The sequence below is a fragment of the Listeria grandensis genome (assembly GCF_014322885.1).
GTDB lineage: Bacteria > Bacillota > Bacilli > Lactobacillales > Listeriaceae > Listeria_A > Listeria_A grandensis.
The window spans coordinates 49,753-64,188 of record NZ_JAASUG010000007.1; the positions used below are offsets into that span (position 1 = coordinate 49,753).

18 protein-coding genes and 1 riboswitch are annotated in these 14,436 nt (G+C 45.3%); all 18 genes read right to left on the reverse strand.

All coding sequences use genetic code 11. The features are described from left to right. Positions 1 to 4: 4 nt before the first annotated feature. The 18 genes from HCJ54_RS10510 to HCJ54_RS10595 all read right to left on the reverse strand — a co-directional run bounded on the left by HCJ54_RS10510 (position 5) and on the right by HCJ54_RS10595 (position 14,426). A complete protein-coding gene (locus HCJ54_RS10510) occupies positions 5 to 1,186 on the reverse strand; it encodes a NupC/NupG family nucleoside CNT transporter (protein ID WP_187137598.1) in 1,182 nt (393 codons plus the stop codon). A gap of 188 nt (positions 1,187 to 1,374) precedes the next feature. Continuing rightward, entirely contained in the window at positions 1,375 to 2,388 is a 1,014-nt protein-coding gene (locus HCJ54_RS10515) for a LacI family DNA-binding transcriptional regulator (RefSeq protein ID WP_187137599.1), read from the reverse strand. 65 nt (positions 2,389 to 2,453) lie between these two features. Beyond that, positions 2,454 to 3,128: a deoxyribose-phosphate aldolase gene (gene deoC / locus HCJ54_RS10520; protein ID WP_185409343.1), complete on the reverse strand. Its 675-nt coding sequence runs from the start codon at positions 3,126 to 3,128 to the stop codon at positions 2,454 to 2,456. 82 nt (positions 3,129 to 3,210) lie between these two features. Beyond that, positions 3,211 to 4,146: a DNA-binding transcriptional repressor DeoR gene (locus HCJ54_RS10525; protein WP_036068201.1), complete on the reverse strand. Its 936-nt coding sequence runs from the start codon at positions 4,144 to 4,146 to the stop codon at positions 3,211 to 3,213. A gap of 332 nt (positions 4,147 to 4,478) precedes the next feature. After that, a complete protein-coding gene (locus tag HCJ54_RS10530; RefSeq protein WP_187137600.1) occupies positions 4,479 to 5,282 on the reverse strand; it encodes an amino acid ABC transporter ATP-binding protein in 804 nt (267 codons plus the stop codon). Further along, entirely contained in the window at positions 5,279 to 5,989 is a 711-nt protein-coding gene (locus HCJ54_RS10535) for an amino acid ABC transporter permease (RefSeq protein WP_185409350.1), read from the reverse strand. The genes HCJ54_RS10530 and HCJ54_RS10535 overlap by 4 nt, the downstream gene beginning before the upstream one ends. A 21-nt stretch (positions 5,990 to 6,010) precedes the next feature. Next, entirely contained in the window at positions 6,011 to 6,715 is a 705-nt protein-coding gene (locus HCJ54_RS10540) for an amino acid ABC transporter permease (RefSeq protein WP_185409351.1), read from the reverse strand. A 21-nt stretch (positions 6,716 to 6,736) separates the two neighbouring features. Next, positions 6,737 to 7,564: an amino acid ABC transporter substrate-binding protein gene (locus tag HCJ54_RS10545; RefSeq protein ID WP_187137601.1), complete on the reverse strand. Its 828-nt coding sequence runs from the start codon at positions 7,562 to 7,564 to the stop codon at positions 6,737 to 6,739. Positions 7,565 to 7,575: 11 nt separating this feature from the next. Further along, positions 7,576 to 8,115, reverse strand: coding sequence for a GNAT family N-acetyltransferase (locus tag HCJ54_RS10550; protein ID WP_187137602.1), 540 nt, complete (start codon positions 8,113 to 8,115; stop codon positions 7,576 to 7,578). A gap of 12 nt (positions 8,116 to 8,127) precedes the next feature. Then, positions 8,128 to 9,453, reverse strand: a complete 1,326-nt coding sequence (locus HCJ54_RS10555) for an LLM class flavin-dependent oxidoreductase (RefSeq protein WP_187137603.1) — start codon at positions 9,451 to 9,453, stop codon at positions 8,128 to 8,130. Between the two features lie 18 nt (positions 9,454 to 9,471). Then, complete coding sequence (locus tag HCJ54_RS10560; protein WP_187137604.1) at positions 9,472 to 10,473, reverse strand: LLM class flavin-dependent oxidoreductase; 1,002 nt, start codon at positions 10,471 to 10,473, stop codon at positions 9,472 to 9,474. Beyond that, on the reverse strand, positions 10,449 to 10,733 hold the full coding sequence (locus HCJ54_RS10565) for a glutaredoxin family protein (RefSeq protein ID WP_187137605.1): 285 nt from the start codon (positions 10,731 to 10,733) through the stop codon (positions 10,449 to 10,451). Before HCJ54_RS10565 ends, HCJ54_RS10560 begins: the two co-directional genes overlap by 25 nt. Before the next feature lie 16 nt (positions 10,734 to 10,749). After that, positions 10,750 to 11,295 (reverse strand): NADPH-dependent FMN reductase, encoded by a 546-nt coding sequence (gene ssuE, locus HCJ54_RS10570; RefSeq protein ID WP_187137606.1) that lies wholly within the window; start codon positions 11,293 to 11,295, stop codon positions 10,750 to 10,752. A gap of 102 nt (positions 11,296 to 11,397) precedes the next feature. Further along, positions 11,398 to 11,508, reverse strand: a riboswitch (SAM riboswitch). Positions 11,509 to 11,679: 171 nt separating this feature from the next. Further along, entirely contained in the window at positions 11,680 to 12,129 is a 450-nt protein-coding gene (locus HCJ54_RS10575) for a hypothetical protein (RefSeq protein ID WP_187137607.1), read from the reverse strand. A gap of 195 nt (positions 12,130 to 12,324) precedes the next feature. Further along, positions 12,325 to 12,855: a VanZ family protein gene (locus HCJ54_RS10580; protein WP_187137608.1), complete on the reverse strand. Its 531-nt coding sequence runs from the start codon at positions 12,853 to 12,855 to the stop codon at positions 12,325 to 12,327. A 38-nt stretch (positions 12,856 to 12,893) separates the two neighbouring features. Then, positions 12,894 to 13,289, reverse strand: coding sequence for a hypothetical protein (locus HCJ54_RS10585; protein WP_187137609.1), 396 nt, complete (start codon positions 13,287 to 13,289; stop codon positions 12,894 to 12,896). A 118-nt stretch (positions 13,290 to 13,407) separates the two neighbouring features. After that, positions 13,408 to 13,752, reverse strand: coding sequence for an avidin-fold protein (locus tag HCJ54_RS10590; RefSeq protein WP_483403571.1), 345 nt, complete (start codon positions 13,750 to 13,752; stop codon positions 13,408 to 13,410). Positions 13,753 to 13,847: 95 nt separating this feature from the next. Beyond that, positions 13,848 to 14,426 carry a nitroreductase family protein gene (locus HCJ54_RS10595; RefSeq protein ID WP_187137610.1) on the reverse strand — a complete coding sequence of 193 codons (579 nt, stop codon included), beginning with the start codon at positions 14,424 to 14,426 and terminating at the stop codon, positions 13,848 to 13,850. Positions 14,427 to 14,436: the final 10 nt, after the last annotated feature.

Genomic DNA, 14,436 nt, shown 5'->3' on the forward strand with positions numbered 1-14,436 from the left:
CTCCTTAATAGATTAAGCCAACGATTGTGGCTGTTAAGAAACTAACTAACGTGGCGCCGAATAACAGTTTCAAGCCGAATCTGGCAACAACGATACCTTGTTTGTCGTTCAAGCTTTTGACTGCCCCAGCAATAATGCCGATGGATGAAAAATTGGCGAAAGATACTAGAAATACGGATACAATCGCGGTTGTTCTGCCTGAAAAGTTGAATCCACCATTTTTTAAATCGGTCATCGCGACGAATTCATTGGATACCATTTTCGTTGCCATGATGCTTCCGGCTTTGACCGCTTCATCCCATGGAACACCGACCAGAAATGCGAACGGTGCAAAAACGTAACCGAGTAATTCTTGGAACGAAAGTCCGAAAATACCACTGAAAATGGCGTTGATCATCGCGATAATCGCAACGAATCCGATCAGCATCGCAGCAACGGTAATCGCCACTTTGAAACCGTCCATAATGTATTCGCCCAACACTTCGAAAAAGCTCTGTTTCGCTTCTTCTTTGACTTCGAGAATATCTTCTTGCTCGGTGACTTCGTAAGGATTAATCATGGAAGCGATAATGAAACCACCAAATAGGTTAAGAACCAGCGCAGTTACGACATACTCTGGCTTTAAGAGTACCATATAAGAGCCGACGATGCTCATCGAAACGGTTGACATCGCGGAAGCACAAAGCGTATACAAGCGATGTTTCGGCAGCAAGCCAAGTTCTTTTTTCACGGAAATGAAAACTTCAGATTGGCCGAGAATTGCGGATGCGACGGCGTTATATGATTCTAGTTTCCCCATTCCGTTGACTTTACTCAGCGCAAGGCCGATATATTTAATGATAAACGGTAGGATGCGCCAATGTTGCAAAATCCCAATAAGCGCAGAAATAAAGACAATTGGCAGTAACACACTTAGGAAAAAAGACATTTGACCCGTGTTGACAAGTCCTCCGAATACAAAGTTCACACCTTCTGCAGCGTAGGATAACAGTTTGCCAAAACCATCTGCAATCCCACTAATAAGCCAGTTTCCTGCGCTCGTGTTAAGAAGGATAAAGCCTAAGATGAACTGTAAAACAATCATGACGATAATCGGTCTAAATTTCACTTTCCTGCGGTCGTTACTCGCGATCCAAGCAATGCCTAGAACAACAAACAAACCAATAATACCAATTAGATACTTCATTATGAATCCCCCAATTAATCAAATTATAGAATGAGTAATATTATTTTGGTAAAACGGTTTACTGATCGTTTGTATACCTATTCCGCAAACGTTTACATTCATTATCAAAAAGTAAACCTGTTTACCAAAAGTAAGTATATCATCATTAACAAGAGATGGGAAATGATATCCCTCTCTCGTTTTGATTTCTATTCTGCCTCAAGTCTCTTAGCGCTTTCGCGGACAATAAGTTTGAGCGGCATTTTTTTGTTTGCCATTTTTTCAGTCGGGTTTTGAATCGCTCTGAGCAAGTATTCTGCCGCGGTTTTGCCGATGTCGTAGATCGGTTGGCGAACGGTGGTTAGCGTTGGCGCCATGTATTCGGCGAGTTCAATGTCGTCAAACCCCACAATCGAGAGATCTTCTGGAATCGTGATACCTAGCTCCAGCGCCGCGCGGTAAGCTCCGACCACCATTTGATCATTCGTTACGAACAGCGCCGTGATATCTGTCGTTTCGAGTAATTTTTTCGTTGCGATGTAGCCGCCAGACATGGTTTGATCGCCTTCCATAATCCACGTGGCTGAAGCCGAGATTCCATGTTTCCTAAGGCAACCTTGATAGCCTTGCAATCGCTCCTCCACAGAGTAAAACGAGTCATCCGATGTAATGATACCAATCTTCGTGTGCCCTAGCGCAACGAGATGTTCCGTCGCCATGTATCCGCCTTCATAATCATCGATAAAAATATTGCCTTCTTCCCGGTGATGCCGTTTACGATCGAGCAAAATATACGGTTTATGCAGTGTCTCCAATTGCGTAAACACATTCGACGCCAGAATATTCGGGCTCGCAATAATCAACCCATCCACAGCCCGATGCAAAAGTTCCTCGACGTACAAATCCTCGCGCGTGCTGTCCTGCGAAGAGTTACACAATAAAATCATATAATCATGCGCATTCAAATAGTCTTCCGCGCCCTTCACCATCTGCGAAAAAAATGGGTCCGTCACTTCCGGTACAATCATGCCGATCGTATTCGTCTGATTCGTCACCATATTTTTCGCAAAAAAGTTCGGTTTATAAGCTAAATCTTTCGCGGTTTGAAACACTTTATTTCGTGTCGCTTCACTAAAACGACTCCCTTTTCCATTTAGAATCTGGGAAATCGTCGTTATCGAAACGCCCGTTTTTTCTGCAATATCTCGAATCGTTACACCCAATGTGGCTCGCCTCTTTCACAGGAAAAATTACTTCTCCTCCATCATGCCACATTTTGATGATTTTGTTAATAGTTATCTTTTGGATTTGCGTCATTTCCTGAAACAATCGATACGCCTGCGCTTGCTCCGATACGAGATGCGCCTGCTTCGATCATTTTGTCCACGTCTTCTTTCGTACGGATTCCACCGGATGCTTTCACGCCAATATCTGGCCCAACTGTTTTGCGCATCAATGCGATATCTTCTGCTGTTGCACCGCCCGTGGAAAACCCTGTCGATGTTTTGACGAAATCAGTTCCTGCTGCTACCGCTAAACGGCATGCGCGTTCTTTTTCTTCGTCGGTTAGTAGGCATGTTTCGATGATAACTTTAACCAATGCTTTGCCTTTCGCGGCATCGACAACGGCTTTGATATCAGACTCGACTAATGCGTCGTTCTTATCTTTCAGAGCACCGATATTGATGACCATATCGACTTCTGTTGCACCTTTTTGGATAGCGTCTGCTGCTTCGAATGCTTTTGTCACGCTTGTGTTGGCGCCGAGTGGGAAACCAATAACGGTACAAACATCTACACCTGTCCCCGCTAATTGTTCGTGTGCTAACTCGATCCAAGTTGGATTAACACAGACAGATGCAAAATTATATTGTTTAGCCTCAGCGGTTAATTTTAAAATCATTTCCTTTGTTGTATCTGGTTTTAAAGCTGTGTGGTCGATCATTTTGGCGATATTCGTCATGATTAATCTCCTCGCTTTTCGTTTATTTGTCTTTATCATAATACATGCATGAACGTTTGTAAAGTTATATATGAAATTATGTTCAAAGAAGTAGTTCTTTCGCCGTGAACTGATCCGTGATTAATACATTGGCATACTCGCCTTGAAGCGCGCCATGAATTGCGTCAACTTTCCTTGCGCCACCTGCAATAAGGATAGAACGTTCTTTTTGTTTAAGTGACTCCAACTCGATGCCGATTGTGCGAGCGTCAATTTCCGCACTGCAAATCTGACCGTCTTTATCGTAAAAACGAGAACAGATATCGCCGACGCCAATCGTTTGTAGTAATTTTTTCTGGGCATCATTGAAATAACCTAATCGGAAAAGGAGTGCCTCGTCGCGAACAGTTCCTACTGTGAATACAGCGATATTGGCTTGTTTCCCCATTTCAATAATATGATGAATATGGCGATCTTGTTCTACCATTTCCTTCACGGTTGCGTTGTCAAAAATGACAGGAAGTGGCAAGTGACGCGGCATCGTCTGGAAATTTTCAGCGAACAAAGAGATTGTTTCTGATGCATACGTATTGACGTTAGAATGGCTAATCCCGCCTTTTAGTTGAATCACTTCGACGCCTCGCACATCTTGTGGGCGAATTTTTTTGGCGACTTCATACATCGTCGTTCCCCAGCTGACACCTAAAATATCGCCATTTGTGACGGTTTCTTCAAGGTATTCAGCGCCCTTTTTGCTAAGGAAATCCGTTATCGTTGTATATTCCGTAGTTGGGGAGAATACGACGTGCGCTTCTCTCAAGTTATATTTTTCTTTGAGCGCGGTTTCGAGTGCGTCTAAATCGGCGAATGGGTCCGTGACTTTGATTTCCACATACCCGCTCTCTTTCGCAAATTGCAAAAGCCTAGATACTGTGGGGCGTGAAATCCCAAGTTGACTAGCAATTTCTTGCTGACTGTAGTCCGATTGATAGTAAAGTCGCGCAACTTCAATGCTGAGTTGTTGTTTTTGTTTATCCATTAAGGTTCCTCATTTCTAAAAGAATGAAACTATGTACGCTATCCCGAATCGTGTCAAGCCATGCCGGGTTGCTCATTACCATCGCCAATTCCAACTGGTGGCATTTTTTCACTCCTTATCTTCTCATTATAAACAAACTCTATCCGAAATACACCCTATTCATCGATAAAGATTTTGATACGTTTAATTACACAACATGGAAAAGACTCATCCATTGATAAAGAAGAATGAGTCTGCCATAATATTTAACTAATGCAATAAATACTGATTTTAGAACCTCCGTTCAAGAGGATTCTTCTAGACATTCTTTCTTGCTCTAGAAAATTTCTCCATCAATACGCCCTCGACGCATCTCTTTGCCACTCTTCTTTAAGCGGTACAACAACTGGCGGAACTATTACATCGCCTGATATCCGCTTCAAAAACTGGCGAGTTCGTTCTTGTTTTGGTGCGCCGAACAGTTCTGCGGGACTCCCTTCTTCAACAACAACGCCATCTGCCATGAACAGGACATGATCGGATACTTCTTTAGCAAACTGCATCTCATGTGTCACAACAACCATCGTCATGCCTTCTTCGGCAATGGCTTTGATCACTGCCAAAACTTCCCCAACTAGTTCCGGATCAAGCGCGGAGGTCGGCTCGTCAAATAGGATGACTTCAGGGTTCAAGACGAGAGCTCGAGCAATTCCAACGCGTTGCTGCTGTCCACCTGAAAGCTGACTTGGATAAAAATCGAGCTTATCTCCGAGTCCGACTTTTGCGAGGATGGCTTCACTGCGCATGCGGGCTTCGGATTTCTTTACTTTTTGGGCGATGATAAGACCTTCCATCACGTTTTCGATCACGGTTTTATGGGCGAACAGGTTGTAATGTTGGAAAACCATCGCGGTTTGTTTACGCAAAGCGATGATATCTTTTTTCGTTGCTTTTTCGGTTGCGACGCTCACATGACCAATGTCGATATGACCGCCATTTGGTTTTTCTAAGTAATTCAGGCAGCGTAGTAAGGTCGTTTTTCCGGAGCCGCTGGGGCCTAAAATCGTGATTACTTCGCCTTTATTAATCGTTAAATCAATGCCTTTTAAGACTTCTTGGTCGCCGAATTGTTTTTTTATTCCTTGTAAACGAATCATCCAATCCCTCCTTTATTATAGGCCGTGGCTTTGCGGTCAACGATGGACGCGATCAGCTCCATCACAATCGTGACGCCCCAATAGAGCAGACCTGCTGCGATAAATGCTTCGAGAAACTTGAGGTTGCTTGAGGCCACGATTTGAGCCGTGCCCGTGATTTCTTTAACAGAGACGAGAAAGGCGATTGAGGATGCTTGCAAAAAACCAACCGCAATGTTCGTCAAATTAGGAATCGATTGCGCGAGTGCTTGTGGTAAAATGATGCGCGTCATCACTTGAAACTTCGTCATTCCAACGGAGTAACCGGCCTCCATTTGACCGCTTGGAACGGCGACGATGCCTGAACGGATAATTTCAGAAAGATAGGCTCCTGCGCTAAGTGACAGCGCGATAAGTACGAAAACCGTGATGGGGACGCTGTTGATATGGAAGGACCAGTCGTAGCGCTTCGCTAAACTGTCAAGTAAGAGTGGCAAGCCAAAATAAATCAGCATGATGTGCATCACGATTGGTGTTCCACGAACGAAGGATACATAACCATTTGCCAAATGATACACGCCCTTGACGTGATAAATACGTGCTAGCGCGACGCCAAGCCCGATTAAAAAACCAATAATCAGGGGTACAAATGTAAGCAGCAATGTCAAAGGAAGCGCCGTTAAAATTTCTTTAAAAGCCTCCCAGATAAACGGATAATCCAGTTGCATCGTTTGTTTCGCCTCCTTTTCTTAGTCTAATGCCATGATTGGCTTTTTATGCCGATTCGCACGTTTTTCAAATGCTTTTGCGAGTTGTTCTAGGACTAGGACGACCGCATAATAAATGATCGACATCGCGATATAAACTTCCAGCGCGTGAGCCGTTGCTGCAATGAGTGTTTCACCGCGCCCCATCATGTCCATCAGCCCAATCGTGAAGGCAAGCGATGTATCTTTCAGCGAACTAATGACCGAATTCGCCACGTTTGGAAATGCGATGCTCGCGCTCTGCGGCAACACGATTCTGAAAAAACTCTGCGACGGGCTCATGCCGACCGACATCGCCGCTTCTGTTTGCCCATAATCGACACCCTTGATCGCACTTCGGAAAATTTCCGAGAAAATCGCCCCATCACGTAGCGCGTAAGTCACAATCACAAAATACGCCGGTGCCATCCGCGAAATATCGACGCCAAACACAAGCAATAGCGCAGGCATTCCGTAAAACACCAAGAACAACTGAATCAACATCGGCGTCCCGCGAATAAAGGAAAGAAACACGACTACCAACTGACTCAAAACTGGGACTCGGAACAACCGAATCACCGCCAAAAGTAAGCCCAAAACAAGCCCAATTATCGTTGCGTACAACAAAACCTGTAACGTTATCATCAAATATTCCAGCAACGTCGGAATAAAGTCAAAAATCAAATGCCAATCAAATGCCTTCCCCATTCGCGTTTCACCCCTATTTTTTTAGAAATCAACCGTGTAATCCGCGCCAAGCCATTTTTTACTCAATTTACTGACCACACCTTCTTCTTTCAATTCTTTGAGCGCCCCGTCCAAGTCATCCGATAACTGCGACTCATTTTTGCGTAACAAGAAGAAAACCTTTGAGTTCAACACAGGATCTCCGACAACTTTTTGCTGTGCATCCGCCTGCTCGTTTAGTAATTTTACCGCGAAAGGCGTTGTAATCGTAGCGTCCGCGCGTCCCGTCCTGATTTGATTGGTCGCATCATTATTTCCCGTTCCCGAATACACGATATTAATTTTGTTTCCATGCTCTTTATTATATTTCTCCAAATACACCGCCGAATTACTCGTCGCACTCACGATTGCCGTTTTGCCAGCGAGATCCGCGACCGACTTAATATCCGTATTGGCCTTGTTCACCGCCACCTGCAACGGAAAAACATTATATGGCTCCTTATTAAATAAAAACTTCTCCTTACGCTCATCGTTCACTTCCATTTGATGCGCCACGAAGTCGATTTTATTAGTTTGCAAACTCAGTAATAAATTCGAAAAGTCCATCGTTTTAAACTCAAACTTATACTGCGGTAATTTCTTATCCAGCGCCTTTACAAGCTCCACATCATATCCCGTCAAATTTCCCTTATCATCGATAAAGCAGATATTTGGAAATTGCGTACCAGTCCCAACTACAATCGTCTTAACATCCTTGCCGTCTTTCGTAAGCGCATCACTAGACGCCCCCGTATCCGTTCCAAGCCCACAACCCGCGAGCAAAACACTACTTGCCACTACCAACAACGTCCCAAAAATCCATTTTTTCATCCAATCTCCCCTTAATTCGAATTTACTAGCACGTCCAGATTTCCAAGTTCTGCAAACAGCGATTCATCCAAAACCTTGCGTAAAAAGATAATATTGTCCCCTTCATATTCATGCTCATAAAACCCAACATACCCGCGATGTTCATAAATCGAAACGAGCCAAGGATGCCGCGTCGCCGTCGCCAAGTAAACCGCCGGCGCCTTAATCTGCGCCACTAAAACCTGTTCCTCGACATAATCCAGAAGCGCCGTCCCAACCCCTTGTCGCTTGAAATCCGGGTCCACCGCGAACCACCAAATAAACGGATACGGCTGAATCGAGCGCTCACCTAAGGCCCACGGAAAAGCCACCGTCACCGTCGCAATAATCCGGCCATCGCGTTCCAATACATAATTCGCATTCCGCCGAATATTCTCCTCAACCGTCGCCAAATCCGCCGTTGCCCCAACAAATTTGATATCCATATCCTTCAGCGGCTTGTATCCGCGAATCGACACATCATGCACAACCCCCGCATCTGCAAGCGTAGCTAACCGAATAACATCTCCCACAAAAATTCCTCCTTAGTTTTGCGCCTCAACCTTGCTCGCGTAACGACTTTCCTTAAACGGCAAATCCAAATTTCCACGCAGCGTATCGCTCGCATACTCCCGATCATAATACCCGCGCGCCTCCAAAATCGGAATCACTTTTGCAACAAAATCATCCAATCCCTCACCCAAAACGGGCGCTCCGAAAATGAAGCCATCCGCCGCCTTACCATCAAACCAAGCGATCAACTCATCGGCGATTCCTTCCGGCGTGCTCACAAAAGCTGATTTTGGCGTCGTCACCCTGAGCGCCACCTCACGCAACGTCAAATTCTCACGCTTTGCCTCCTCCTTAATTTTTCGCGTCGTCGCTCGGAAGCTATTCTCACCGACCGTCCCAATATCCGGAAACGGCTCATCCAGCGGAAACTTCCCGAAATCAAAATGATCAAAAAAGCGACCAAGATACGCGAGTGCCTCCTCGTCTGACACCAAATTCTTAATTTCCTCATATTTCGCGTCCGCCTCGTCTTGCGTCTCACCAACAATCGGTGCAAACCCAGGGAAAATCTTAATCTCATCCGCGTTACGGCCATTCGCCACCGTCCGCGCCTTCACATCCTCATAAAACGCCTGCGCCTCCGCAAGCGATCCACCGTTCGTAAACACAGCGTCCGCACTCTTAGCCGCCAAATCCTTACCCGGCTCCGACGCCCCAGCCTGAAAAACCACCGGCTGCCCCTGCTTCGAACGACCAATATTCAGCGGTCCCTCCACCGAGAAAAAGCGCCCCTTATAATTCAACCGATGCAACTTTTCTTTATCGAAAAATTGCCCCGTCTCGCGATCCCGCACAAACGCGTCATCCTCCCACGAATCCCAAAGCCCTTTCACGACCTCCAAGTGCTCCACCGCAATCTCATAACGCAGCGCATGTTCCGGATGCGTTTTTTTACTATAATTATTCGCCGAACCCTCAAGTGGCGTGGTCACCGCATTCCATCCAGCCCGACCATGACTAATCAAATCCAGCGACCCGAACTGGCGCGCCACCGTATATGGCTCACTATAAGACGTCGAAAGCGTTCCAACTAAACCAATCCGCGACGTCACCGCAGCCAATCCCGAGAGCACCGTCAAAGGCTCGAACCGATTCAAAAAATGCGGCATCGACTTCTCATTAATAAACAACCCATCCGCCACAAAAGCAAGCGTAAAACCAGCCGCCTCCGCCTTCAAAGCCTGCTCCTTATAAAACTCAAAATTCACACTCGCATCCGCCGGCACACTCTCATGCTTCCACGCGTTCATATGCCCACCAGGACCATGCAACATTACGCCAAATTTAATTTTTCCCATTTCTTCATTTCCCCTTCCTCATCTCACGTCCGCCGTCAAAATTGCCTCACTAATCAGCTGCACCGACCTGAACCGCGCGTCCTGTCTTGTCACCGGCGTATGAATCACAAACTCATCCACATGAAACGTCGCCCGCAATCGTTCCAATTCCGCCTTCACCTGTTGCGAAGTCCCTGCGATAATATTCGCCGTGCGTTCCTCCACTTCAAAATCCGTCACACCAGCCTGTCTCGCAAATTCCTCCGCCTGCGCCACCGTCTGCAAAGTCACCGAGACTCCCGTCGCAAGCGTTACCCGCACCACTTTTTGCTCACCGGCAAGCGCTCGTGCCGCTTCCTCCGTATCCGCCGCCAAAACAGGAACCGCAATAATCAATTCACCGTCCGGATTCGCCGCCCGATAAGCCGTCACAGCCTCTTTCAACACCAGCTCATCACTGTTAATAAATTTCGCAAAACAGTAATTCACTCCTTGCCTACCAGCCAGTTCTGCACTCGCCACACTCGCGCCTAACAAGAAAATATCCGGCTTCGTCGGCGGCTCTGGGGCAACACCAACACCCGCTAGTTCGTGATCCTCAGGCACCGTGCCATCCACAAACTGCTTCAAAAGCGCCAACTGCTCCGCAAAATCCAATTTTCCCGTCCTGCCAAACTGCAGAGCCTTCGTCGAGAGCGGCAAACCACCAGGTGCCTTCCCAACACCCAAATCCACTCGGTTTGGCGCTAACGTGGCTAACAGCTGAAAGTTTTCCGCCACCTTATACGCGCTATAATGCTGCAACATCACGCCCCCCGAACCAACACGAATCCGCTCGGTGCGCGCCAACAAATGGGACACCAAGACCTCCGGCGAAACACCCGCGAGCAACTTCGTATCATGATGCTCTGACACCCAAAACCTGTGATAACCCCATTCCTCCGCCTTCTCTGCAAGCGCAATCGTCTGCTGCAACGCCTGATACGCACTTTGACCATCCGCAATCGGGCTCTGATCTAATAAACTGAGTCTAAATCCCATTTTTCTACCTCCTTCAAAGCCGTTTCCAGCGCTGGCAAACCGAGCTCCGTCACGCCCCGATATGTATGCCCCCGCCCAATCTCAACGACTGGAACATAACGCACCCCGTATTTCGCCTGCAAAATGTCCCGCTGTTCATCATGGTCCGTCACATCGACCACCTGAAATTCGTGCCCCGCCTTCGTCAAGTAGTCCTTGATCTCCGCACAATACGCACAACCCTGTTTCGCCCAAACCACAATTCCTAACTTTTCCGCCATCTCACTAGTCCCCTTTTCAAATAATTTGTCTCACTTCACGCCTACCAACCGCGACGACCAATTCCGTCAACTGGCCACGCAATCGCTCTTCCAACTCCGCATCCCGAATCGGCACAACCGCCGCCTTATCCACCTGCGCATCCACCACATAAACCCCTTGCAAAACCTCCCCCTTCAACACACCGAGTAGCGGCTTAAGTGCAAAATCAATCGCCAACACATGTCCACCACTCCCACCAGACATAATCGGCAGAACAACCTTATTTTTCAAAATATTCTCCGGCAACAGATCCAAAACCGCCTTCAACACCCCCGTATACGATGCCTTATACACTGGCGAACCCACGATAACACCATCCGCCGCCTCAATATCCGCAACCAACTCGCCAACCCTCACATCTTGAAAATTCGCATGCACCAACGTCTCCGCATCAAATTCCCGTACCGAATGAAAACTAACCTCCACACCATCTCCCTGCAGCACCTCACCAGCATACCGCAAAATCTTATCCGTCCCCGATTGCGCCGAAGGACTACCCGACAATATCACAATTCGACTCATCCCATCCCCACTTTCTTTCAAATCATATATATCCGATCAATTTACTATGAATTAAAACAAAAAAGAACCTCCCTTCCGAAATTGGAAAAGAGATTCCTCTTCTCCCCATTTGCCAGGCCAAATACGCTCGCCTGCTGGAATTAGCACCGTTCTATCACTAGCGGTTGCTGTGGGATCAAAGGACCAGGTTCCTCCCCCAACTCTTAATAAGGAATGTATAATTTTTATGATTGGATGTATCTTACCATCTTCAAAATCAGATGTCAACAAATAATTTGCCTTTTTAGATTAGTTAATTTTTTCACAAAAACGACGAAGTGTGGTCCATCCTAGCATTTCAAGTAGCAAATTTTTTCTATTTCTATCAAATGTAACACCATCCATTTAAAGCTTCGGGCACAGCCTTTTTTTATCCCATTTATACACACAAAATGTTAATACGGCAAACACAACAAATATGACTACATAACCTACTATTAAATTCGTGCTTTCCCCAGATGCTACATCCATCGTCGCAGCAGATGTATTATATATTTTCGATACAGTAAGGAGCATCAAATTTTTCAAATCAAAGCCACCTAAATTAGGAACGAGTAGCATGTACAAAAATAGCGTAACAATACTAACCAGCGTGGACCGGACAGCTGTTGTCAATAAAAAGAAGAACCATCCAAATAAAATCAAGCCAACAGATTGATACACCACTTGCAATGGTAATTTTGCCAAATAATGCACGCTTACGTTAGGCTGAACTTGCATCACGCTATTGAATACAAACTGAATGCCTACCGAAATAAGCACAGTAGCCGAAACTGTAGCAATCGCAACAAGCACTATCGATAGCAGCTTACTAAAGAAGAGCGAAGTGTAACCTTTTAATAATAGCTGGTTCTTGATGGTTCCATGCTTAAAATCAAAAAATGCAACGTGACAACTATATATACCAAAAATGATAGGTAAAAACACAATAGCAACAGACGTAAAAATTTGATTTGGATTTTATTGCCAATTTCCAGTAAAATACCCTCTCTAAATTATAAAGCGCTTCATAAAGGGAACACGTCGAAATAGATAATAATACAAAGCATAGCCAATAATTCCGCCACAAACATTCAATATGACATCATTGATATCCGTTGCCCGCCAAACATTGAGCATCGTCAATTGCCAAATATACTGCAAAATTTCAATGACTATCGACGTCGCTACAACCACCATAATGACACGACCAAACTGCCGCATCCCTCGAAAGTTCACTGGCAATAAAATCGCAAAAGGTATCATCATCACAAGATTCCCACCCAGATTCCTAATAATTATTGAAAAATCTGCATCTAATAAACCGAAAAACTGCATCGGATTTAGGTTAACCACAATCTCCCGATACCGTTGCTCATACTCCCCGATAATGATATTTATCGGAAACAAAGTCACAACAATCAACACGCCTAAATACAAAACAAGAAATAAGCGGCTTACTTCTCTGTGCCAATCCATTTTTTTGTTTTTGAGAATAAGTACGACTCGTGTTATCACATAAACACACATGATTAAAAACATTGGTATTAAGCCATCTATTGTATATTCTTCGTATCCCATCAGTTCAATACATAGCCTGATGAAGACATTTTCCCACCACTTATATTCACAACTAAATAATAGCGATTATCGTTTTTATCCGCGTTTTTTGGGAATTTAAATGTCCCTTTTTTAGTCACCTTAATTTCACCATATGATTTATCAATACCGATCGTTATCATCCGTTTTAGCTTGAAATATGGAGTTCCCTTTCCACCTAAGCTGTTGACTCTTATATAGGCTTTCCCTTGATCTAATGTTTTCCAAGACTTAGAAGCTTTCCCATCAATATAACTACTTCCACTAACGCTGTAAGAACTTGATGCTGCATAAACATTCATCGACCAACCAAATGCACTTAAAAGTAACACAATCACAAAAATTCCAATACCATTCTTTCTCCAAGTTGTTTTCATAAACCCCTACTCCTTTTTAGTTTCATTTATAACATCCAAATTGTATCACATACGAATACATCGAGTCAAATTGTGTCGATTAACTGCAAAAAGCCCCTCAAAAAGGAGCAATACCATCTCAAATCTCTTCCACAATCGATGTCCCTGAATCTCTCTCAAGCCCATTCCATTGCCATTTCTCGTGCATACGAAGTTTCCCATCTGGTAAAAATTCTGGTGTCGAGTGGCAGGTCCCGCTTCGAATTCGTTTGTTAACGCTCACATGATTATAGCGAAAATCCAACGATCCGTCTTTATGCACAACGCCAATCAGCGTTCCACGTTCAATCTCGCCACCCTCGTATGTCCCCGAAATAACATCGCCATCTTGAAAATAATGAAAAACCGTCTTTTCAGACACCTCGCCATTTCCCGAGTTTTCGACCACTGTGAATTTTTTACCCTGATAATTAACGATCAGAATCCCTCCTAGTTTTCGAACTAATCACACAACTATTATAGCACAAAATAACAAAAAAGCTCTAGTCATCTGATGCGCGACTAGAGCCAAATTTTCCGTTATTCGCCTAAATTCTTAACCCACTCATCCATTGCGCGGCGTGGCTTCGCATCAGGAATTTCATTGACGCGTGTAATCTGCAAACAGCCCACAATCTGCTGCCCATCCAGACCAAGCTCCGTGACAACATCCGGATCAAAAATAAAATTATTCGTCCGCCAAAGCACACCGAGTCCAGCTTCCCAAGCCAAGAGCTGAATGTTTTGGATCAGCGCACTCGTCGCAGCAATCGCCTCAAAATCCTTCTTGCCACTACCAATAATATCTGTGGTCACGATTAGCGTATAAGGCGGCGCCACAATCTTGCGCTCATTCCCAGCCCGAATCTGCTCGCGTCGCTCATGCGTCAACGGTTCGCCCTGCATGCGCTCCATCGAATTCACAATCGCCTCCACAAAACGGCGCTTCTCCGCTTCCGTCGATAAAACCGCTACATGCCAAGGCTCTATTTTACTGTGAAATGGTGCAAAAGCTGATTTCTCTAAAATGTCATTAATCACCGCACGCTCGATTGGCGTCTCGTCCACCTGTTTGATGCTACGACGTTCCATTATAACTTCTGATATATTTTTACTCATCGATAGTCCT